Source organism: Stenotrophomonas sp. STEN240 (assembly GCF_056756175.1).
Genome location: NZ_JBRRBO010000005.1, coordinates 39415 through 61437 on the forward strand (window position 1 = coordinate 39415; position 22023 = coordinate 61437).

General features: G+C 64.6%; 17 protein-coding genes. 6 read left to right on the forward strand and 11 right to left on the reverse strand.

Going from position 1 to position 22023, the window contains the following annotated elements; all coding sequences use genetic code 11:
* Positions 1-62: 62 nt before the first annotated feature.
* The 3 genes from ACVOKO_RS03560 (at position 63) to ACVOKO_RS03570 (ending at position 2912) form a co-directional block, all read left to right on the forward strand.
* Positions 63-608: a nucleoside 2-deoxyribosyltransferase domain-containing protein gene (locus ACVOKO_RS03560; RefSeq protein ID WP_346497349.1), complete on the forward strand. Its 546-nt coding sequence runs from the start codon at positions 63-65 to the stop codon at positions 606-608.
* Positions 609-626: 18 nt separating this feature from the next.
* Positions 627-1256, forward strand: a complete 630-nt coding sequence (gene leuE / locus ACVOKO_RS03565) for a leucine efflux protein LeuE (RefSeq protein ID WP_346497351.1) — start codon at positions 627-629, stop codon at positions 1254-1256.
* Between the two features lie 219 nt (positions 1257-1475).
* Positions 1476-2912 carry an amino acid permease gene (locus ACVOKO_RS03570; protein ID WP_346497354.1) on the forward strand — a complete coding sequence of 479 codons (1437 nt, stop codon included), beginning with the start codon at positions 1476-1478 and terminating at the stop codon, positions 2910-2912.
* Positions 2913-3291: 379 nt separating this feature from the next.
* On the opposite strand, the gene ACVOKO_RS03575 is transcribed toward ACVOKO_RS03570, so the two are convergent.
* From ACVOKO_RS03575 to ACVOKO_RS03585, 3 genes are all read right to left on the reverse strand, one after another.
* Complete coding sequence (locus tag ACVOKO_RS03575) at positions 3292-4533, reverse strand: dipeptidase (protein ID WP_346497356.1); 1242 nt, start codon at positions 4531-4533, stop codon at positions 3292-3294.
* 157 nt (positions 4534-4690) lie between these two features.
* Positions 4691-6427, reverse strand: coding sequence for a prealbumin-like fold domain-containing protein (locus ACVOKO_RS03580; RefSeq protein WP_346497358.1), 1737 nt, complete (start codon positions 6425-6427; stop codon positions 4691-4693).
* Between the two features lie 319 nt (positions 6428-6746).
* Positions 6747-7916, reverse strand: a complete 1170-nt coding sequence (locus tag ACVOKO_RS03585; protein ID WP_346497360.1) for a class I SAM-dependent rRNA methyltransferase — start codon at positions 7914-7916, stop codon at positions 6747-6749.
* Between the two features lie 283 nt (positions 7917-8199).
* Between ACVOKO_RS03585 and ACVOKO_RS03590 the strand changes: the two genes are divergently transcribed.
* Positions 8200-9159: a TerC family protein gene (locus ACVOKO_RS03590; RefSeq protein WP_346497485.1), complete on the forward strand. Its 960-nt coding sequence runs from the start codon at positions 8200-8202 to the stop codon at positions 9157-9159.
* Positions 9160-9256: 97 nt separating this feature from the next.
* On the forward strand, positions 9257-10042 hold the full coding sequence (locus ACVOKO_RS03595) for a rhomboid family intramembrane serine protease (protein WP_346497362.1): 786 nt from the start codon (positions 9257-9259) through the stop codon (positions 10040-10042).
* Between the two features lie 174 nt (positions 10043-10216).
* On the opposite strand, the gene ACVOKO_RS03600 is transcribed toward ACVOKO_RS03595, so the two are convergent.
* From ACVOKO_RS03600 to rpmH, 8 genes are all read right to left on the reverse strand, one after another.
* Entirely contained in the window at positions 10217-11251 is a 1035-nt protein-coding gene (locus ACVOKO_RS03600) for a glycerophosphodiester phosphodiesterase (protein WP_346497364.1), read from the reverse strand.
* A gap of 130 nt (positions 11252-11381) precedes the next feature.
* A complete protein-coding gene (locus tag ACVOKO_RS03605; protein ID WP_346497366.1) occupies positions 11382-12995 on the reverse strand; it encodes an ATP-binding cassette domain-containing protein in 1614 nt (537 codons plus the stop codon).
* A gap of 211 nt (positions 12996-13206) precedes the next feature.
* Entirely contained in the window at positions 13207-13593 is a 387-nt protein-coding gene (locus ACVOKO_RS03610; RefSeq protein ID WP_346497368.1) for a VOC family protein, read from the reverse strand.
* 58 nt (positions 13594-13651) lie between these two features.
* Positions 13652-15001, reverse strand: coding sequence for a tRNA uridine-5-carboxymethylaminomethyl(34) synthesis GTPase MnmE (gene mnmE, locus ACVOKO_RS03615; protein WP_346497370.1), 1350 nt, complete (start codon positions 14999-15001; stop codon positions 13652-13654).
* A gap of 3 nt (positions 15002-15004) precedes the next feature.
* Positions 15005-17689 carry a polysaccharide deacetylase family protein gene (locus tag ACVOKO_RS03620; protein ID WP_346497371.1) on the reverse strand — a complete coding sequence of 895 codons (2685 nt, stop codon included), beginning with the start codon at positions 17687-17689 and terminating at the stop codon, positions 15005-15007.
* Between the two features lie 257 nt (positions 17690-17946).
* Entirely contained in the window at positions 17947-19656 is a 1710-nt protein-coding gene (yidC, locus tag ACVOKO_RS03625; protein WP_346497373.1) for a membrane protein insertase YidC, read from the reverse strand.
* Positions 19656-20150 carry a ribonuclease P protein component gene (gene rnpA / locus ACVOKO_RS03630; protein ID WP_430980710.1) on the reverse strand — a complete coding sequence of 165 codons (495 nt, stop codon included), beginning with the start codon at positions 20148-20150 and terminating at the stop codon, positions 19656-19658. Before rnpA ends, yidC begins: the two co-directional genes overlap by 1 nt.
* Before the next feature lie 5 nt (positions 20151-20155).
* On the reverse strand, positions 20156-20296 hold the full coding sequence (gene rpmH / locus ACVOKO_RS03635; RefSeq protein WP_006404565.1) for a 50S ribosomal protein L34: 141 nt from the start codon (positions 20294-20296) through the stop codon (positions 20156-20158).
* 252 nt (positions 20297-20548) lie between these two features.
* On the opposite strand from rpmH, the gene dnaA reads away from it, so the two are divergent.
* Positions 20549-21877 (forward strand): chromosomal replication initiator protein DnaA, encoded by a 1329-nt coding sequence (dnaA, locus tag ACVOKO_RS03640; protein ID WP_346497375.1) that lies wholly within the window; start codon positions 20549-20551, stop codon positions 21875-21877.
* Positions 21878-22023 lie beyond the last annotated feature (146 nt).

A 22023-nucleotide genomic window follows, 5' to 3' on the forward strand; every position in this document is an offset into this window, starting at 1 on the left:
GCGAAAACTTCCCTCGGCGCGCATCTGCGATCATAGGCACCCCCACCTGCTGCACCCCCGACATGAAGTCTCTGTCCCTGCTGTTGTCGAGCCTGTTGTGCCTGTTGCCGATGGCAGCCCGCGCCGCCGACTCGCAGACCATCACCTCGCCCCACGCCCTGCCCACCAACGATGCGCGGCCCAAGGTGTTCCTGGCCGGCAGCATCGAGATGGGCAAGGCCGGCGACTGGCAGCAGCAGGTGCAGGCGGCATTGGCCGACCAAGGCGTGTTGATGCTCAACCCGCGCCGCGCCGACTGGAATCCAGCCTGGCGCGCCGAGGCCGACGAGCCCGAGTTCCGCCGTCAGGTGGAATGGGAACTGGCTGCGCTGGAGCAGGCCGACATCGTGCTGATGTATTTCGCGCCGGGCACGCAGAGCCCGATCACTCTGCTCGAATTCGGCCTGTATGCACGCTCGGGCAAGTTGCTGGTGGCCGCGCCCGCCGGTTACTGGCGCAAGGGCAACCTGGACATCACCGGTGACCGCTACGGCGTGCCGCGCTTTGATGACCTGCCGGCGCTGATCGACGCGGTGACACAACGCATCGCCGCACAGCGCGCGCCCTGACCCCCACGGAGAACCGCCATGCCGTGGATGGGCATCAACGACCTGGGCACCTTCGTGGTAGCCGTCATCCTGTTCCTGATGTTGCCCGGCCCGGGCACCTTCACCCTGCTCACCGCCACCGCGCGCGGTGGCGTGCGTGCCGGCTACGCCACCCTGGCCGGGCTGATGCTTGGCGACCAGATCCTGATCGCCATCGCTGCCACCGGCGTGGCCGCGCTGTTGCAGGCGCATCCGGTGTTGTTCGCCGGGCTGCGCTTTGTGGGTGCCGCCTATCTGATCTGGGTTGGCATCAACCTGCTGCGTGAGCCGGCGGCCGCTGTCGCTGGTGACAGCCCGGCGCTGCAGCACGGCCGGCGCTGGTTCCGCCAGGCGCTGCTGGTGGGCCTGCTCAACCCCAAGGCGATCCTGTTCTACATGGCGTTCTTCCCGCTATTCATTGATCCGGTACGGCAGCGCGGCGCGCTGACGCTGGCAACGATGGCGGTGCTGATCGCGATTCTCAGCGTCGGTTGGTGCTCGGTGCTGATCTTCGGCGGCCAGTTCATCGCCCGGCGTCTGGCCGGCTACCCGCGCGTTGGCGTGTGGCTACGCCGCGGCGTCGGCGTCTGCCTGGTGGTGTTCGGGCTGCGGCTTGGCATTGCCGAGTGATGCCGTTGCAAAGCCGGCACTGTTCAGCTGCCACAGCGGCGTAAGCTCGATCATCCGGACCGCTGCCCGGCTTGCACCGATGGTTTTTATGCCGAATTCGGCGCGTTGCCATCTGTACTCGGTAAAAGCGCGCCAAATGGCGGGTTTTTCTAGCTTTGCTGCACTGCGTTAAGCCAAACTCGGCCGCTTCCCCGAACCACCACGAACCGTGAGGTCCGCATGCAGTCCTGGCTCCGGCGCAAGCCCATCGACCAACTCACCGAACACGAAGAAGGCCGCCGGCTTATTCCCTCGCTGAGTTGGCCCCATCTGGTCGCCCTGGGCATTGGTGCCATCGTCGGCACCGGCATCTACACGCTGATCGGCGTGGGTGCGGACAAGGCCGGCCCTGCGGTGCTGCTGTCCTTCATCATTGCCGGCACCATCTGCGCCTGTGCGGCGCTGGCCTATGCCGAGCTGTCGACGATGATGCCGGCCGCCGGCAGTGCCTATACCTACAGCTACAGCGCGTTGGGCGAGACCATCGCCTGGGTGGTGGGCTGGAGCCTGATCCTGGAGTACTCGCTGGTGGTCAGCACGGTGGCGGTCGGCTGGTCCGGCTACTTCGTCGGCTTCCTGGAGTGGCTGCACACCTCGTTCGGCTGGAACGTGGCCCTGCCGCAGGCACTGGCCGCCGGCCCGCATGTGGAAGGTGGTTTCCTGAATGTGCCGGCCATCGTCATCACCTTCCTGGTCGCCGGCATGTTGATGGTGGGCACCAAGGAAAGCGCAACGCTCAACGCAGTGCTGGTGGTGTTCAAGCTGATCGCGCTGGCGGTATTCGTGGCAGTGGCGCTGCCGGCCTTCGACACGGCCAACCTGCAGCCGTTCATGCCCTATGGCTTCCCCAAGTCGCTGGGCCCGGACGGTGTGGAACGCGGCGTGATGGCAGCGGCGGCGATCATCTTCTTCGCCTTCTATGGTTTCGATGCGATCTCCACCGCCGCCGAAGAAACCAAGAACCCCAAGCGCGACCTGTCGATCGGCATCATCGGTTCGATGGTCGGCTGCACCATCATCTACCTGCTGGTGGCCTTGGCTGCGGTAGGCGCGATGAGCTACACGGTGTTCGGCAAGAGCGCCGAGCCGCTGGCGTTGATCATGCGCGAACTCGGCCACGGCACCGCTGCGCTGGTGATCGGCATTGTCGCCATCATCGCCCTGCCGACCGTGTTGCTGGCCTTCTTCTACGGCCAGAGCCGCATCTTCTTCGTGATGTCGCGTGATGGCCTGCTGCCGCGCAGCCTGTCCAAGGTCAACCAGCGTACCGGCACGCCGGTGACCATCACTCTGTTCACCGCGGTGCTGGTGGCAGCACTGGCTGGTGTGGCACGCCTGGATGAAATCGCCGCGCTGGCCAATGCCGGCACGCTGGCCGCGTTCACCGCGGTGGGCCTGTGCCTGCTGGTGCTGCGCAAGCGTGAGCCGAACCGTCCGCGTACCTTCCGCACGCCGCTGGCGTGGGTGGTGGGTCCGCTGGCCATCGGCGGCTGCATCTATCTGTTCATCAGCCTGCCAATGCGCACCCAGCTGTGGTTCCTGGCGTGGAATGTGTTTGGTTTGCTGGTCTATGCCCTGTACAGCCGCCGCAATGCGGTGCTGGGGCGTAGCAAGTAATCCACAGGCTGTTGTGGATAAAGCGAAAAGCGGGCTTCGGCCCGCTTTTTGTTTGTAGGGGTTTGTTGGTTCTGCTTGAAGAGCACCCCTCCCCAGCCCTCCCCTGCGCTACGCGCAAGGGAGGGGGTGGCGCTCTGCCCCCTCCCTTTGCCGCAGGCAAGGGGAGGGTTGGGGAGGGGTGCTTCTGCCTTGAAGCCTTGAAGCCTTGAAGCCTGGAAGCCTTGAAGCCTTGAAGCCTTGAAGCCTTGAAGCCTTGAAGCCTGGAAGCCTCAAAGCTCAACTCCACCTGTGGATAACCCACTTATCCCCAGCAGTTTGTGGATAAAAACAAAGCGGGCCTGAGCCCGCTTTGTCATTGCACGCCTCCAACAGCGCGCGATTACGACTTCTTCTGCGCCGCCGCGTAGTCCTGCGCCTGGCGCATCACCCGCAGCACGTTGCCGCTCCAGATATTGGCGATCTGCGCATCGCTCAAGCCACGGCGCTGCATCCACGCGGTGATCTTGGGCAGGTCGGCGGCGTCTTCCATGCCGGTCACGCCGCCGCCACCGTCCCAATCCATGCCGATGCCGACATGCTCCGGGCCGACCACGTCGAGCAGGTGGCCGAAGTGCTGGAAGAAATCATCCAGCGTGGCCTTGGGGCCTGGGTACTTCTGGTCGAGTTCGGCCAGCGCCTTGTTCAACTCGACGCCCTTGGCCATGGTCATGTTGTCCCAGCCGCCGAGGCGCTTCTCCAACGCGTCTTCGGCCTGCTTGCGTTCGGCGCTCTTGGTTTCGTCGACCAGATAGCCGCCATAGGCGTTGGCCTGGATCACGCCGCCCTTGGCCGCCAACTGGCGCAGGCGCGCGTCGTCCAGGTTGCGCGGGTGGTTGTACACCGCCTTGGCCGAGCTGTGCGACAGGATGAAGGGCACCGGCATCATTTCAATCAGGTTGTCGAACACCGCATCGGAGGCGTGCGACTGGTCGATCACGATGCCCAGCTTCACCGCCTCGTTGACCAGCGATTTGCCGGCCGGGCTCAGGCCCTTCCATTCGGCGCCCTTGGGGTCGGTGGCCGAGTCGGCGAATTCGTTGTTGGCGAAATGCACGGTCGACATCAGTCGCAGGCCGGCCTTGTAGTAGTAACTCAGCAGGGTCGGGTCGGCGACCAGCGGGCTGCCGTTCTCCATGCTGATATAGACCACACGCTTGCCGGCGGCCTTGATGCGGGCGGCATCGTCGGCGCTCAGTGCCAGCTGGAACTTGTCCGGGTTGGCGGCCAGCATTTCGTGGATTTCCTGCATGCGCTGCAGGCCGTGGTCGCGCTCATTGATATGCGCGGCCGGGCTGCGGTCGCCCTGATGGGTGTAGATGGCGAAGAAACCACCGTCCAGTGCCCCTTCCACCATGCGCGGGTAATCCACCTGCGACAGCGCGTTGTGGTCATGCCGCTGCATGATGTCGAAGTCGGCGCGGGGGAAATTGGCCGGTGTGTCCAGGTGGGTATCCAGGGTCAGCAGTTTCTGCTGCAGAGCCGTCGCCTTGCTCAACTCGGCCTGGCTGAACTCCACCGCCGAGGCTGCCAACGGAAAGCACAGGGACAGGGATACCAATACGGACAGGGGACGCAGGGTCATGGAGCCTCACCGAATTCGGGAAAATCCGACCTTACAGCCGGTCGCCCGATCACAGCCAGTGACGGACGACACAGACCTGCGCTGCCGCAACGGCAATGCCCGAACGCTTATCCACAACAGGTTGTGGATAAGCTCCGCACCTGCGCTGACGCAGCGCTTATTCCACCTCGCACTGCACGGTAAGTGTTACCTGCCCGCTCAGCGGGAAGCTCGCGACTGCTGCGCCGGCCGGTGTGAGCAGGTCGGCAGGCGTGGCCGGGCAGCTGGCGCCGTTGAGCGCGTCACATGCGCTTACCGCGCAGTTCTTCAAACCGGTGACGGGGGTATCACGCAGCACGGCGCCATCGGCGGCGGCCGGCCCGCCGTTGCGGGCAACCACCGTGTACTGCGTGGTCGCGCCGGCAACCAGGCTGTTGACGTCATTGCTCTTGCTGATCGACAGCTCGGCGCCGGCCTTGTTGGTGAAGGTGCAGACGACATTGGCGCCCTGCACCGCCGCGGCGGCAGGCAGGGTGACGCGGCGATTGGCCAGGTCAACCGTGGCATTGACGCCAGCGGGCAAGCCGCTGCATTGCACTGCGCTGAGGCTGAAGCCCGGGGTCGGGGCTTCGCTAAGGGTGGTGGCCGTGTTCAAGCTGGCGAACACCTGCGGCTTGCCACTGACCGCCTGGCCGATGCTGGTGGTGGTGATGCTGTGGGCGCCGACGCCATTGCTGCCACTGAAACTGAAGGCACCGGTGGCACCTTCGCTGATCTTGCGGGTGGTAAGCGACGGCCGCGCGGTATTGGTGATGGTGCAGGTGTACTGCGTATTGGCAGCAACAGCGAGGCTCCAGTCCGGGCCGCTACCGGTGACGGTGACCGCCGGCTCGGAGCCATCGGTCACCCGGTAGGCGCTGCAGCTGATGCTCTTGTTGTAGTCGGCGATGGCCGCCAGGCTGCCTGCCGCCATCGCATCACGCAGGGTATGCGTGCCGGTGTTGACCTGGATCGCGCCGGTGCTGGCCTGCTGGCCCACACCGCTGCCGCTGGTGGTGGCCGAGCGCAGCACGGTGCTGCCCTGGACGATGGCGACGGTGAACTGGTCCTGGGCGGCAATCCGCCCGGCCACGTTCTTGTTGATCATGATCGCCGGCACCGGGAACACCACCGAGCCCTGGCAGCCAAGCGAACTGGCCTCATCGGAGGGGTTGCGGAACTGTGCGGCCGGGATGATCTGCTCGACCCCGCCATTGATGTCGGCATGCTGCCAGCGCAGGCGGTTGAAGTTGAGGCCGCCGGCATTGACCCAGTACATGCGGATCAGGGCGCAGCTGTTGTCCACTGCGGCGGTGAAGCTGCCGATGCTGCGGAACACATCCTGGCCACCGGTATAGCTGCTCAGCGCACCCACCGCGACGTCATAGGTCGCCGCGCGGTAGCTGGTGTTGGTGTATTGCGTGGACAGATTCACCTGCACCGCATCATCGTGGGCAACCGCCAGGTTGTAGGTACCAGCGCGCGGGAAACGGATCAGCGAATAGATGACCTTGCCCATGGCGTGGTTGCTGCAGGCGCTGGAGGTGCGGCTGCCGGCGGTGCGGTTGTCGCACAGGCCATTGTCGATGCCAGCGCCGAAATCAATGAGTGCCGAGCTGCCGGTGCGCACCGCGTTGGCTGGGTTGGCGGAAAGCGTGCGCAGTGCATCCACGCCAGTGAGGGTGTAGTCGAAACTGGGCGCACCCGCGCGCCCGGCATAGGTCACGTTGGCCAAGCCGGAACCGCGGCTGGAATCGCCCCGATAGTCTTCCCAGCGCACGTTCTGCGCCGCTGCCGGCAACGCGCCCAGCAAAAGGGCAATCAGGAGTAGCACTACGCCGGTGCAACGCGCGGCGTGGGTGGATGGTGCAGTCATTGGCCGAGCCCTCGATGCGACAGACGTAGGGACCGACCGACAGAAAACTCCGGTGCAAGGCGCAGCGCAGCCACCCTTGCGTGTGGCTGCAGCGTGCCGTTACCTCGTCCTCCCACTCACGTGGGCCCCCACAGGTGCGGACACTTTCCAGCACAAAGTGTGACGGGATAGTCAAAACAGATGGCAGGCGCCGCACTGCCAGCGATTGCTCGCCAGCGGGTGGGGGTTCCAGGCTTGTGTGATGTGCGGATGCGCAGCCGTCTGTGGGCTGCGCTGGGGCGCTGCGGGTATCACCGCAGCGCCAGGCAGCGTCAGCTGCTCAGTCCAGCACGCGGCAGAACACCGCCTTGAGGTAACGCGATTCCTGCACGTGCGCCATGAACGGGTGATCCGGGCCGGCGCCGGCCACCTTCAGGATCTGGATGGTGCGGTTGGAATAGAACGCGGCACGCCGCAGCATGTCCAGGAACTGGTCCTCGGCTACCAGGCCGGTGCAGGAGAAGGTGGCGAACAGGCCGCCGGGCTTGACCACGCCCAAGGCCAGCTTGTTCATGTCCAGGTACTTCTTCAGCGCGGTGATGACCTGCTCGCGGTCGCGGGTCATCTTGGCCGGGTCCAGGATCACCACGTCGTACTGGTCGCCACGGTTGGCCGCATCACGCAGCCACGGGAAGATGTCGGCCTGCACGAAGCGCGGCTTGGCGTTGTTCAAACGCGCATTGCCCTTGGCCAGATGGATCACGTCCTGGTCGATGTCCACGCCCAGCACGTCGGCCGCGCCGCGCGCTGCGGCGTACACCGCAAAGCCACCGGTGTTGCAGCACAGGTCGAGCACGGTCTTGCCTTCCACCTGCTGGCTCAGCCACTCGCGGTTCTCGCGCTGGTCGGCGAAGAAACCGGTCTTGTGCGCGCCAGCCGGATCGGCACGGAACTTGATGCCGTATTCGGTGATCACCGCCGGCTCGGTGGTGGTATTGCCGTGGAAATCGAAGCTTTCCTGCTTCTGCACGTGTTCGTCGGCAAAGCTGTGGAAGCGGCAGCCCGGGAACAGGTCGCGCAGCGCCTCGTAGATCCATTCGCGGTGGCGGAACATGCCGGCGGCGAAGAACTCGACCACCAGCAGGTCGTCATAGCGGTCCACCACTAGGCCGGACAAGCCGTCGCCTTCACTGTGGACAACACGCCAGGCATTGGAAGTTGCATCCAGCTTGAGCACGTCGCGGCGCAGCGACACCGCCTGCGCCAGCTTCTGCGCGAACCAGGCCTGGTCCACGGCCACGTCCGGGTTGGTTTCCAGGATGCGCACGGCGATGCGTGAGTGGCCGTTGTAGAAGCCGCGTCCAATCCACTCGCCGTCCACGCCGACAACATCGACGATGGTGCCGGACTTCGGCTTGACGGTCGGCTTCTCGACCAGTTTCTGGAAAATCCACGGGTGGCTGGAGCGCCACGCGTTCTTCAGGCGTAAGACGGGGAGTGGGGTATTCATGGGCGCTATTGTAGCCGCGCACCGCCCCCTGCCTGCAGCGTATTCATTGACTGGAATGGGCACAGGCGGCATTATTCGCCCCAGAAGGGGAGTAGCTCCCAGACGTTGTCGCCGTCAATTCGAGTCGTAAGACTCCGGTGCAACGGCAGTTCCAGCCATTGGAACTGTGAGCAAGACCTTCGCCGCATTGGCGAAGCTCTGTCCCCGGTCTCCTTATTCCGTGTCCAGCTCTTGGCCTTTGTGGTTCCGAGATACCCCCGTTCACGACCGGAATTTTTCCATGATGCAGACAATTGGTAATCCCTGGCTTTGGGGCGGCTTCATTGCCGTGGTCATCGCCGCGCTGTTGATCGACCTGGTGCTGATGCGCCACGGCGGCCCGCACAAGGTCACCTTCAAAGAGGCCATTTACTGGTCGCTGGGCTGGGTGGCGCTGGCCTTGGCCTTCAACGCCGGCCTCTGGTACTACCTGCATGAGACCGCAGGCGCGGCCGTTGCCAATGAAGTGGGCCTGCAGTTCCTGACCGGCTACCTGATCGAAAAGGCGCTGGCGGTCGACAACATCTTCGTCTTCCTGCTGATCATGGGCTACTTCGCGGTGCCCGAGACCCAGCGCCAACGTGTGCTGATCATCGGCATCCTGGGCGCGATCGTGCTGCGTACGATCATGATCTTCGCAGGTTCCGTGCTGGTCACCCAGTTCCATTGGCTGCTGTACGTGTTCGGCGCCTTCCTGCTCTACACCGGCTGGAAGATGTGGTTTGCCGCCAGCGAAGAACCCAGCCTGGACAACAACCCGGCGCTGAAATTCATGCGCAAGCACCTGCGCATCAGTCACGAGTACAACGGCAACAAGCTGGTCACCGAAAAGAACGGCGTACGCTGGTTCACCCCGATGTTCGTGGTGCTGATCCTGATCGCCGTCACCGACGTGATCTTCGCGGTGGATTCGATCCCGGCCATCTTCGCCATCACCACCGACCCGTTCATCGTGCTGACCTCGAACGTGTTCGCGGTGCTGGGCCTGCGCGCGATGTTCTTCCTGCTGGCCGGCATGGCGGACCGCTTCCACCTGTTGCCTTACGGCCTGGCGGTCATCCTGGCCTTCATCGGTACCAAGATGCTGCTGATCGACATCTTCAAGATCCCGGTACCGGTATCGCTGGGTGTGGTTGCCGCGATCCTGGTGGCCACGGTGATCCTGAGCCTGAAGATCCCGCCGAAGGGCGGCCACAAGGCCTGATGCACGCACCCACCGGCGGGATTGTCCCGCCGGTGGCACGCCAGTTCCCATGCGCGGCGCCCTTGGCTTTGCCAGCGGGCGCCGCAATCACTTGATCATGGACACGCCAACCCTGCCTGACACCGGCGACACGCCGGCCTCCGCCGCCCGCAACGACCGCAGCCGCGTGCTGCGCGCGTTCAACATCAGCCTGGGCTTCGTATTGCTGCTGGTGGCGATGTTCGCCCTGCAGAGCAGTGGCTGGGATTGGCGGCCGTGGGCGGTAGCCCCATTGGAAGCCAGCGGCCTGGCCGGCCTGCTTGGCGCGCCCCTGCTGCACGGCTCGATCGAACACCTGGGCGCCAACGCGGTCGCCCTGCTTATTCTCGGTACCTTGGCTGGCAGCGTTTACCCAAAGGCCACCCTGCGCGCCCTGCCCTTGCTGTGGCTGGGTTCCGGCCTGGGTGCATGGATGCTGGGGGATGCCGGCAGCCGTCATCTCGGTGCCAGTGGCCTGACCCACGGCCTGATGTTCCTGGTGTTCGTGCTCGGCCTGCTGCGCCGCGACCGGCCAGCGATTGCCGCCAGCCTGATCGGCTTCCTGTTCTACGGCAGCATGTTGATCACCATCCTGCCGCACGAACCGGGCGTGTCCTGGCAATCGCATATGGGCGGTGCCGCCGCCGGCGTGATCGCCGCGCTGCTGTTCCGCAACGCCGACCCGCGCGCTGAGCGCAAGCGCTACAGCTGGGAAGACGAGGAAGAAGAACAACTGGCGCAGGCCGAAAACGAGCTGGAGCCACCGCTGCCGCAGAACGTGCCGGTGCTGTGGCAGCCGCGCGAAGGTCGTGATTATGAAGTTGTTGTGCCGTTGCGGCGGCGGGATCCGAACGAGCGGCCGTAAGGGCAGCACGGTAGTGCCGAGCCATGCTCGGCAGTGGCTCTACCAGCAATCCATCTGTAGGAGCGGCGTAAGCCGCGAAGCTGGCATGGTTGAAATCACCGACAGTCAGCTATCTGGTGGAGTGTGGGCTTCGCGGCTGACGCCGCTCCCACAAACAGCACGCAGGTTCAACCCTTAAGAACCACCATCCACCGCCCGCCGCCCCAACGCCGGATCATCGGTAAAAAACGCATCGATGCCCGCCTGCAGATAGGCGCGGATCTCGGCTACCGAGGCTTCCGGGTTGCGCGCATTCTCCGCGCCCTGGCGCAGTGCCGGCGGCAAGAACGGGTTTTCCGGGCGGAAGCTGTAAGCCACTACCTGCAGGCCCGCAGCATGCGCATCGCCGATCAAGGCGGTAGGCGCCGCCAATTGGCCCTGTGCATCCAGCGGCACCAGCGCGCGCCGTTCCACACCGATCGCATCGGCATAGCCGGCGATATCGCGCAGGCCGGCCGGGGTCATCATCTGTGCATAGGTCAACGTGCCGCCGGCCAGTGCCACGTCGGCCGGCTTCTCGTCGCCGCCATCAAGCAGCTGTAGCAGGCGGATATTGCTGTCCTTGCCGAGCTTGGCGCGAATCTGCCGCAGGTTGGCGGTTTCAAACGACTGCAGCAGGATCGGCGCGACCTTGGTGTAGCTGTTGCCCTGCAGGGTGGCGAGCAGCTTGTCCTCCATCGGCAGGCCGATGCTTTTGAAATAACTGCCGTGCTTGATCTCCGGCGCCAAGCCGATGCCACGGTTGGCGCGGCCGGCCTGCTGCACCAGGAAGCTGATGATCTCGTCCAGCGTGGCGATGCGGAACTGGCCGTCGAAGGCGGTGCCGCGGATCTGCGGCAGGCGTTCGCGCGCGTACAGCGTCTTCAGCTCGGCAATGGTGAAGTCTTCAGTGAACCAGCCTTCCACCTGCTGCCCATCGATCAGCTTGCGGGTGCGGCGGCTGGCGAACTCGGGATGGCTGGCGACGTCGGTGGTCGAGCCGATCTCGTTTTCGTGACGGGCCAGCATCACCCCGTCCTTGCTCATCACCAGGTCCGGCTCGATGTAATCGGCGCCGTCGCTGATGGCCTGTGCATAAGCGGCCAGCGTGTGCTCGGGCAGCAGTGCGCTGGCACCACGGTGCGCGTACACCGAAACCTGTGGGTAAGTCTGTGCGGCTGAGCTGTCCATTGCCCAGCAGCATGCCACGCCAACCCCCACCGCCATCAACCAGGCCCAGCTTCGCACCGTCAGCACTCCAATTGGAATCAAGGCGCGCAGCATGCCCGCTGCATGTGACGCGCGTAAGAACGCGCTGCCTTCAATCGCGTTGCCATTGCCAACCGTCCGCACCGGCATGCAGGCGCGCGCTGATGCCGATGGCCTGCAGCAGCGCTTCGTCATGCGAAACCAGCAGCAGGCTGCCCTGGTATTGGCGCAGCAGTTCCTCCAATGCGGCCAGGGCATCCAAATCCAGATGGTTGCCGGGTTCATCCAACAACAACAGCTGTGCCGGTGGATCGGCGTACAGCGCGCAGGCCAGGCCGGCTTTCAGGCGTTGCCCGCCGCTGAGCTGGGCCGAGGGCAGCTGTACCTGGTTTGCATCCAAACCCAGCAGGGCCAGCCGGCTGCGTAGTTCGCCTTCGGCCGAGCCCGGATTGCGCAGGCGCAAGGCCTCCAGCACGCTGCTGTGCGCGGGCAGCAATTGCAGTTGCTGATCGAGCAAAGCGGCTGGCACCTGCACGTTTACTTCGCCAGCCAAGGCAGCTAGTTGCCCGGCCAAGACCTTCAGCAGCGTCGACTTGCCCACACCATTTGCGCCGGTGATGGCGACCCGTTCGCCGCGGCGCAGATTGAAGTCCAGCGCGCGCAGCGCCGGTGCTACGTGTGGCAGCTGCAGTCCGGTGGAACGCACTACCCACTCCGGTCCGCTCGGTTGCAGGCTTGGGAGCAGCAACACCGGTGCTGCGGCTTCGCTATCGGCCTGCGCCTCGCGCACCGCGTCATGCAGCCGTAGCTGGCGCTGATCCAGCTGCGCGCGCGCCTTGCCCTGGCTGGCTTCTGCACGTTGGCGCTGCAGGCCAAGCAGGATCGGCGCTTGATTGGCGTTGGCGGCGTCACGGTTGCCGCGCGCGCTGCGCTGCTCCAGCCGCTGGCGTTGCTCACGCAGCGTCTGTTCGCCTTTGCGGCGTTCGTTTCGACGTTGCTGCAGCAGCGCCTCAGCTGCAGCGCGTTCACCAGCGCGTGCCTGTGCATAGAACGCGTGGTTGCCGCCGTAGCTGCGCAACCCTTGCGGCGACAGTTCGACGATGCGCTCCACCTGTTGCAGCAGCAGGCGATCGTGGCTGACCAGGATCAGCCCCTGCTTTCTTGCCTGCAGTTGCGCGGCCAACCACTGCCGGCCGGCACGGTCGAGATGATTGCTGGGTTCATCGAGGATCAGCCACTCCACCGGTTGCAGCAAGGCGCCGACCAGGGCCACGCGCATGCATTGGCCACCGCTGAGCTTATCCACAGGCGTGTCAGCATCGACGTCCTGCAGGCCTGCATCGGCCAAGGCCTGCTGCAGCGTTTCACACAGCGTCCAATGCTCGCCAACCGCGTCGAAATCCGCTTGCAGCGTGCTGCCGGCTTCAATCCTGCGTAATGCATCCACACGCTTATCCACAGCCGCCAGCTCCGCTATGCGCTGTCCGGCGCGCGGCTGTACCTGCTGTGCAAGGTAATAGGCCTCGCCGCTACGACGGCAGTGCCCGGCACTTGGCTGACGCAAGCCAGCCATGATCTGCGCGAGTACGGATTTGCCCACGCCGTTGCGTCCGACCAGGCCGGTTGGCCGCTGATCGAACTGTGCGTTGAGGTTGGAGAACAGGCTGCGCCCGTCAGGCGCCTGCCACGCGACGCTGTCCAGCGTCACGGAAATAGAAGTTGTCATGCGGTATTCCATCGATGCCCGAAGCACCCGGCCGCCAAGGGCAGCAGGGACTGGTAGGGACCGTCATCAAGACGGTGACATCAATGGCGCATTGGACCGGACTCCGTTGGCGGGGGCATCCCGTAACGCTTATAGCCTAACGGCGGAAAACCGAACCGTCAGTAACCGGCGGCGCTGTCACCCGCGCCGCCGTACCAGGCAAAGGGATGGCTCAGGCTTTTGCCGGGCGATGCGTGGCACAAAGCTTGTTGCCGGCCGGGTCGCGCAGATAGGCCAGATAGAGCGGGCCGAATGGGCTTTGGCGCGGACCTGGCGGATCTTCCACGCTGGTACCGCCGTGGCCAACACCGGCGGCATGCCATGCATCCACCAACTCGGCTGTGGCGCAGTTGAAGCCGATGGTGCCGCCGTTGGCGTGCGTTGCCGGCTCGCCGTTGCGCGGGTGGCCGACGATCAGCAAGGCGCCTGCGTGGAGATAAACCACGTTGCCCTTGGGGTCGATGAAACCCGGCTTTGCGCCGAGCGTGGAAAGCAGCGCGTCATAGAACGCCTTGGATGCTTCCAGGTCATTGGCGCCCACCACGATGTGCGAAAACATCCACTACCTCCTGATTACTGTCCTGTCTGGCCCCTGCGGGCCGGTCGCTACGCCAGCATCACTTGCCGATGCAGAAGCTCGAAAAAATCCTGCCCAGCAGATCATCGGCGGTCATGCGGCCGGTGATTTCGCCGAGTGCGTCATGTGCAAGCCGCAGTTCCTCGGCGGCCAGTTCCAACTGGTCGTAGTGCAGCTGCCCATCGGCGGCGTCGAGGTGTTCGCTGGCCAGGGCCAACGCTTCGACGTGGCGCAGGCGCGCGGAAAACTCACCCTGCATGCCCTCGCCCGCGCCGTCATTGGCGATCTCGCGCAGGCGCGCATGCAGCTGCTCCAGGCCTTGGCCATTGGCGGCGGACAGGGCGATGCTGTCTTCGCCCAGTTCCTGCGGCCACTGCGGCAACAGGTCCGACTTGTTGTAGATCCACAGCTGGCGCGCGGCCTGTGCGGCGGCATCACCAATCGCTTCCCTGCCCGCTTGCGGGTCGCGGGCATCGAGCACGACGATGGCCAGGTCGGCGCGCTGCATTTCGGCGCGGGCGCGGCGCATGCCTTCGCGCTCGATGGCGTCGCCACCTTCGCGCAGGCCGGCGGTATCGACCAGCTCCAGCTCCAGGCCGTCGATGCGGATGGTTTCGCGCAGGGTGTCGCGGGTGGTGCCGGCGATGTCGGTGACGATGGCCCGCTCGCTGCCAGCCAAGGCATTCAGCAGTGAACTCTTGCCGGCATTGGGCGGGCCGATCAGCACCGCGTGCAGGCCGTCGCGCAGCTTGCGGCCACGTTCGGCATCGATGCGCAGCTGGGCCAGCAAGGCCTTGGCCTGTTCGATGCCGGCGCGCACCTGCGCGCCGCCCAGCGTGTCCAACGGCTCGTCGGCGAAATCGATGGCGGCTTCAACATGGATGCGCAGCCGCACCAGTTGTTCGCCCACCTCTTCCACCCGCCGCGAGAACACGCCATCAAGCGAGCGGCGGGCAGCGCGGGCGGCGCGCACATCGCCGGCTGCGATCAGGTCGGCGATGGCTTCGGCCTGGGCCAGGTCGAGCTTGCCGTTGAGGAATGCCCGTTCACTGAATTCACCGGCGCGGGCCTGACGCGCGCCCAGTTCGATGCAGCGGGCCAGCAGCTGGCGCAGCACGACCGGGCTGCCGTGGCCTTGCAGTTCCACCACGTCTTCGCCGGTGAAGCTGCGCGGGCCAGGGAAGTACAGGGCAATGCCGTCGTCGATGACCTCGCCGGCGGCATCGCGGAACCTGGCGTAATGCGCATGGCGCGGCTTGAGCTGTGGGCAGCCCAAGGCAACCGCGATGCGCAGTGACTGCGGCCCGGAGATGCGCAGCATGCCAACGCCGCCGGCAGCATTGCCGCTGGCGATGGCGACTATGGTCTGGCCTGTGGACAACTCGCTCATGATTTACAACTTCTGCAGTTGTGCGCGGGCCTGGGCGGCGCCGCTGCCCTGCGGCTGCAGCTCCAGGTAGGTGCTGTAGGCCTGCTTGGCCTTCACCTTGTCGCCTGCATTGAAGTAGGCATCGCCAAGATTCAGATAGGCCACCGCGCGTGAGGGATCGATCTTCAAGGTGTTCTCCAGCCAGCGCGCTGCTTCGGCATAGCGCTGCTGGCGGTAGTAGACGAAACCAAGATTATTGGCCGCCTGGGCAAAGTCCGGACGCAGCTTCAGTGCTTCGGTGAACTGCACGGCGGCTTCGTCATAGCGCTTCTCGCGGTACAGCTGCAGGCCACGGTCATTGGCCTGCTGCGCGCGCTGGCGGTCCGAGGTCGGCACCGCTGCCGGCACCACCAGTGTGCTTTTGCCACCTTGCAGGTCGGCCACGGTCACCGGTGCCTCGGTCTTGCCGGCGGGCTTGGCGTCCTGCGCGGCGGCATCGACGCGACTGTTGAGGGCGATGGCATCGGCCGAAAGCTGGTCACTGCCGGCGTTGAGGTATTCCTGGCTGTCCGGCACCTGGAACACGAACTCACCGCCCTGCGAACCGGGCAGGCTGCCGAAGGCCGGGGTTTGCCGCGATACCGCCGACACCGCAGGCGCTACATAGGCGGCCAACTCGGTACCGGTGATCAGGCCATCGCCATTTAGGTCGCCCTTGCCGCCCAGCGCCTGCAGCAGCACCCAGGTGAACACCGAATGCCCGTTCGGGCCGCTGTCGGCAACCTGCTGATCGGCGCCACCGGCGGTCAGCATCTGCCGCGCGCTGCGGCGGGCATTTTCGCGCAGGAACGAGGACGAGCTACCGCCGCCACGGGTCAGGCCCAGGCCGCTGTAGCAGGCGTCCATCACGAACAACACGTGCTTGGCCTGCATGCTCTCGGCGATGTTCTGGATATCGGTCATCGCGATCGCATCGGTGGCGAACTCGTTCGGATCCGAATCCACCGGAATGATGTAGCCAAGATCGCGGCCGGAAGCGAGCTGGCGGGTGGCGCCATGGCCGGCGAAGAACACGAACACACGGTCGTTCTTGCCGGTGCGCTCATCGGCCAGGCGGTCGTGGAAGGCGGCAAGGATGTTGTTGCGGGTGGCCTGCTGGTTCTTCAGCACGATCACCTGCGAAGACGGGAAGCCGAACTGGTCGGTCAGCGTGTCGGCGATGGACTGCGCATCGCGGCCGGCGTATTCGAGCTTGGGCCACTTGGCGTACTCATCGATGCCGATGACGATGGCCCAGGACTTCTCGTAGCCGGTGGTGACTGTGGTGTCGGCGACCGCACCCTTGCGCGCTCGGCTGACGCTGAAGTCGCGGCCGTTCCAACCGGCGAACTGGTAGCCATCGGCGATCAGCTTGTCGAGGATCTGCGGCAGCGCCTTGACCGCGCGGTCGTGGATGTCATGGAACAGGATGATGCCGCGCTGTTCCTTCTGCACCTGGTCGACCACGCGCTGCACGATGGATTCGGGCACCGGGTCGGCCCAGTCCATCGAGTCGATGTTCCACATGATGGATTTCAGACCGGCTTCGTTGAGCAGCTGCAGGCCTTCGGCATTGCGCGCGCCATACGGGAAGCGGAACAGTGGTGCGCGCTTGCTGTCCACGCCCTTGAGCAGGGTGTCGGTGTCGAGCACCTGCTGGCGCAATGCATCGCCGGTGGTGCGCGAGAGCTGCGCGTGGGTCAGGCTGTGGTTGCCCACCGCATAGCCGTGCTCCATCAGATTGCGGCTGATGCCGGCCATCGGACCGAGCTTGACCTTGCCATCGGCTTGGACCGCGCCGAGGTTGCGGCCGACTTCGAAGAACACGCCCGGCACGTCGTAGCGCTGCAGGATGGCGACGACTTCATCGGTATAGGCCTTGTGTGGGCCGTCGTCGAAGGTCAGCACCACGGTCTTTGCCGGCAGGTCGCGGCCGAAGATTTCACGGTCGCTGTCCTGCATCGACATCGGATAAGGCTCGATCACGCCGAAGTCGCGCAGGATCGCCTCGCGCTTGTACAGCGTGTTGAGGTGGGCGACATAGTCGTCCCACTTCTCGCGCTTGAGCTCGATCGCGCGGGTGCGCTCGAAGCGGCTGAAGATGCGGGTCAGTTCCTGGTTGTAGTTGCGCTCGATTTCATCGAGTGCCTCCAGGTCTTCGCCGATGCGCTGGTGCAGCTTCACTGCCGGCAACGAGGAATCCGCACCGACACGCTGATGCAGCTCACGCAGTGTTTCGCGGAAGGCCAGGCGGTCGGCGTCGTAGAGTTCGGGCGAGGATTCGATGTAATCGAGCACCGTGCCCAGCGTGGCGAAGCGCTGCGGGTTGGGATCGCGCAACAGCGCATCGAACTGCGCGGCGATGGCCTGGCGCTGTTCCAGACCATCGTGGAACAGCTGCTGGCCGATGCGGCTGGAGGTCTGGCGGTCGGCCGGCGATTGCTGTGCCTCATCGGCCAGCAGCACGACGATACGGCGGTGGCCATCGAGTTGTTTCTGCAAAGCCGTCAACAACGGCGCCGCTGCAGGATTTGCCGCAGCTGCCGCCTGCGCGCTGGCCTGGGTTGGGGTCGCGGTGCCGGCTTCTTCCTGTTTGGAACAGCCTGCAACCGTCAGTGCGGCTAGCAGCAAAGCGGGCAAGGACAGGCGGCGCGACAACGAACAGGGCATGGCAGGCTCGGGGAAAAGGGTGCAACGGGCGTGGTGATTCTAACGCCACCGGCGGGAGCCAGACCTGCGGCGAAAGGCCGCTCCCTTTGTAGGAGCGGCGTAAGCCGCGAAGCTGGCCTTGCTGGAACATCAGGAACCTGTGCGATCTGATGCTGCGTCGGCTTCGCGGCTTACGCCGCTCCTACAAACAGCCGAACGTTCTGTCTTCGCGAGGCTCCCCCCACATGCGAAAAGCCCGCCTTGCGGCGGGCTTTTGCTTACTTGGCTTCGATCACCTTGCCCGGCGCATCTTCGCCGTGCTTCTTGATCATCCACCACTGCTGCAGCAGGCTCAGGCCGCCGTTGACCACCCAGTACAACACCAGGCCGGACGGCATGAAGGCCATCATCACGCCGAACACCAGCGGCATGAACTGCATCATCTTCTGCTGCATCGGGTCCATGCCCACAGCCGGGGTCAGCTTCTGGGTGAACCACATCACCGCGATGTTGATGATCGGCAGGATGAAGTACGGGTCACGTGCGGTCAGATCCTGGATCCAGCCCAGCCACGGTGCCTGGCGCAATTCCACCGATTCCACCAGCACCCAGTACAGGGCGAAGAAGATCGGCATCTGGATCAGCAGCGGCAGGCAGCCGCCCAGCGGATTGATCTTCTCCTTCTTGTACAGCTCCATCATTGCCGTCTGGAACTTCTGCTTGTCGTCGCCGTAGCGCTCTTTCAGCTGCGCGATGCGCGGCTGGAACTTGCGCATCTTGGCCTGCGACTTGAACTGCGCATTGGCCAGCGGGAACAGCGCCATCTTCAGCAGGATCACCAGGCCGATGATCGCCCAGCCCCAGTTGCCGACCAGCTTGTGCACCTGGTTCATCACCCAGAACAAGCCCTGGCCGATGATGGCCATGATCGAGAAGCGGCTGTAATCGACCACGCGGTCCAGGCCCTTCACGTCTTCCTTGGCGATCTGGTTGACCAGCTTCGGGCCCACCCACAGGCGCGCCTCGGTGCTGACCTTCTGGCCCGGTGCCACGGTGAAGCCGGGGCCGCGGGTTTCGATCACATTGCGCGGGCCGTTCTGCGACAGCAGGTACAGCGCGGACTGGTCAGCCTGCGGAATCCAGGCGGTGAAGAAATGGTGCTGCAGCATCGCCACCCAGCCACCACTGATGGTCTGGTTGATCGGGCCGTCTTCCATGTAGTCCTTGAACGCACGGCGCTGGTAGCCATCGGCCGGGCTGAACCAGGTGGCGCCATTGAAGCTGAAGGAATCCGGGTTGGTCATGCCCTTGGTGATCACCGGCGGCACGCGGTCGAGCTTGCGGAACACATAGCCCTGCCACGGCGCGGTGCCGGTGTTGACCACTTCGTCCTTCACACTGACGGCGTAATCGCCGCGCTTGAAGGTGTAGGTGCGGTGGATGCTGACGCCGTTGGGGCCGTTCCAGACGAACGGCACCTGCACTTCATCCTGGCCTTCCGCCAGGGTGACGGCGGTGACACCGGCTGCCGGCTGGAAGCCATTGGCGCCGGGGACGGGCGAGTTGTTCTGGCTGGCCCAACCGGCGGTGGCGCTGTACGGGTGCGCCTTGTCTTCGGTGAGCAGCTGCACCGGCGGGCTGCCGGCGGCCTTGGTCTGCGGGAACTGCAGCAGATCGGCATCGAGCACGCTGCGGCCATCCAGCACCAGCTTCAACACATCGGTGGTGACGGTGACGCGCTGTGCATTGGAGGCGGCTTCCATGCCCGCCACGGCGGGGGCGGCCGGCGGCTGGCCGGGCACGGTGGCCTGCGGCACTTCGGCGGTGCCCGGAGCGGCCAGGTCGGCGTCATTGGCGACGGGTACGGCAGGTTGGGTGGTAGCTACGGTCGCCGGATCCGGTGCGGCCTTTTCGCGACCCCATTCCATCCACAGCAGCACGGCTACCATCAGCCAGGCAAAAATCAGGAATACACGGGTCTGGTTCATCAGCAGGCAGGCTCGGCTCGACCGGAGGAGGTGTCCGGTACGTTCAAAGGAAGAGGGGCATCAACGCCCTCGCGCGGCGGCATTGTGCCGCCCGCAGCCACAGGGGGCAATGCGCCGGCACGGCGCAGCAGGCGCTCGAACGCCTCACGGATCTGTTGATTGCTGGCGGTCTTGGCCGCGGATCGGGCGACGATGACGTAGTCGCCACCGCTCAGGCACGACCGTAGATGGCGTGTTGCATCCCGCAACACACGCTTGATACGGTTACGACCGACCGCACGCGTATCCACCTTGCGTGACACAGCCAGACCGAGTCGAGCGGGGCTATCCCCTTTCAACCAGTGGAGTGTCATCAAAGGTTCGGATACACGGCGGGCGCCGTTGAAGACCGTTGTATATTCGGCACGCGTACGAACCCGCGCAGAGCGAGGAAATCGCTTACGCGGGTAGGCACTGATCACGATCGGTGTTGCGATTGCCGCTTCACGCGGCAACGCAATCAAGCGCTGAGGACTTTGCGGCCCTTGGCGCGGCGACGCGACAGGATCTTGCGGCCGTCGGCGGTCTTCATACGAGCACGGAAACCGTGATCGCGCTTGCGCTTGAGGTTGCTGGGCTGGAACGTGCGCTTGGTGGCCATTGGGGCACCTGTATGAAGTGGACGGAAAGAACCGGAAATTCTATAGACCCTATTGGGGCCTCGTCAAGTCCTGGCTGACAAAGCTATCCACAGGCCGGTGTACATCTTGTGGATGAGCCTGTGAATAAATCCGGGACAAGCATTCCCGCATCGGGCCTGCGGTGGTAGGCTGGGCCATCCACTTTCCCCCTTCCGGCCTGTGGCCCGGCGGCTTTCTGCGCCCGGCTGCCAAGCCTTTGACGACTATTGCTGATGGATGCCTGGACACGTTGTCTCGAACGTCTGGAGGCGGAATTTCCGCCCGAAGATGTCCACACCTGGTTGAAGCCGCTTCAGGCTGACCAACGCGCTGACAGCCTTGTGCTGTACGCGCCAAATGCGTTTATTGTCGATCAAGTGCGCGAACGTTACCTGCCGCGCATCGGCGAACTATTGACCCACTTTGCCGGTTTCGGCGAGGTGATCCTGGAAATCGGCTCGCGTCCGCGCGCGCCGGAGCCGGCTCCGTTGCTGGCCCCGACGGCCAGTTTTGTGCCGGCCGCGCCGGTGGTGCCGTTCAACGGCAACCTCGACGCGCACTACACCTTCACCAATTTCGTCGAAGGCCGCAGCAACCAGCTGGGTCTGGCTGCCGCATTCCAGGCCGCGCAGAAACCGGGCGATCGTGCACACAATCCGCTGCTGCTGTACGGCGGCACCGGTCTGGGTAAAACCCACCTGATGCTGGCGGCCGGCAATGCCATGCGCCAGGCCAATCCGGGTGCCAAGGTGCTGTATCTGCGTTCGGAACAGTTCTTCAGCGCGATGATCCGTGCGCTGCAGGAAAAGTCCATGGACCAGTTCAAGCGGCAGTTCCAGCAGGTCGATGCGCTGCTGATCGATGACATCCAGTTCTTCGCCGGCAAGGACCGCACCCAGGAAGAGTTTTTCCACACCTTCAACGCTTTGTTCGACGGCAAGCAGCAGATCATCCTGACCTGCGACCGCTACCCGCGCGAAGTGGAAGGTCTGGAAGCACGCCTGAAGTCACGTCTTGCCTGGGGTTTGTCGGTGGCCATCGAGCCGCCGGATTTTGAAACCCGTGCCGCCATCGTGCTGGCCAAGGCCCGCGAACGCGGCGCCGACATTCCGGACGACGTGGCGTTCCTGATCGCCAAGAAGATGCGCTCCAACGTGCGCGATCTGGAAGGTGCGCTCAATACGCTGACCGCCCGCGCCAACTTCACCGGCCGCGCGATCACCACCGAGTTTGCCCAGGAAACCCTGCGCGATCTGCTGCGTGCCCAGCAGCAGGCGATCAGCATTCCCAACATCCAGAAAACGGTTGCCGATTACTACGGGCTGCAGATCAAGGATCTGCTGTCCAAGCGCCGCACCCGTTCGCTGGCCCGTCCCCGCCAGGTGGCGATGGCGCTGACCAAAGAGCTGACCGAACACAGCCTGCCGGAAATCGGCGATGCGTTTGCCGGCCGCGACCACACCACGGTGCTGCATGCCTGCCGCCAGATCCGGACCCTGATGGAAACCGACGGCAAATTGCGCGAGGACTGGGAAAAGCTCATCCGCAAGCTCAGCGAGTAAGCGCAGCAACATCACCTCAGGAGGCTCTCGTCGGCAATTTGGGCGGGAAATTCATCGGCTGATCGGCGAGGTGGTGAGAAGTTGAGCGAATCATGCACCGACGCCACAGCGGCGTCATCGCACAAAACGGTGCATGATTCGGGGGC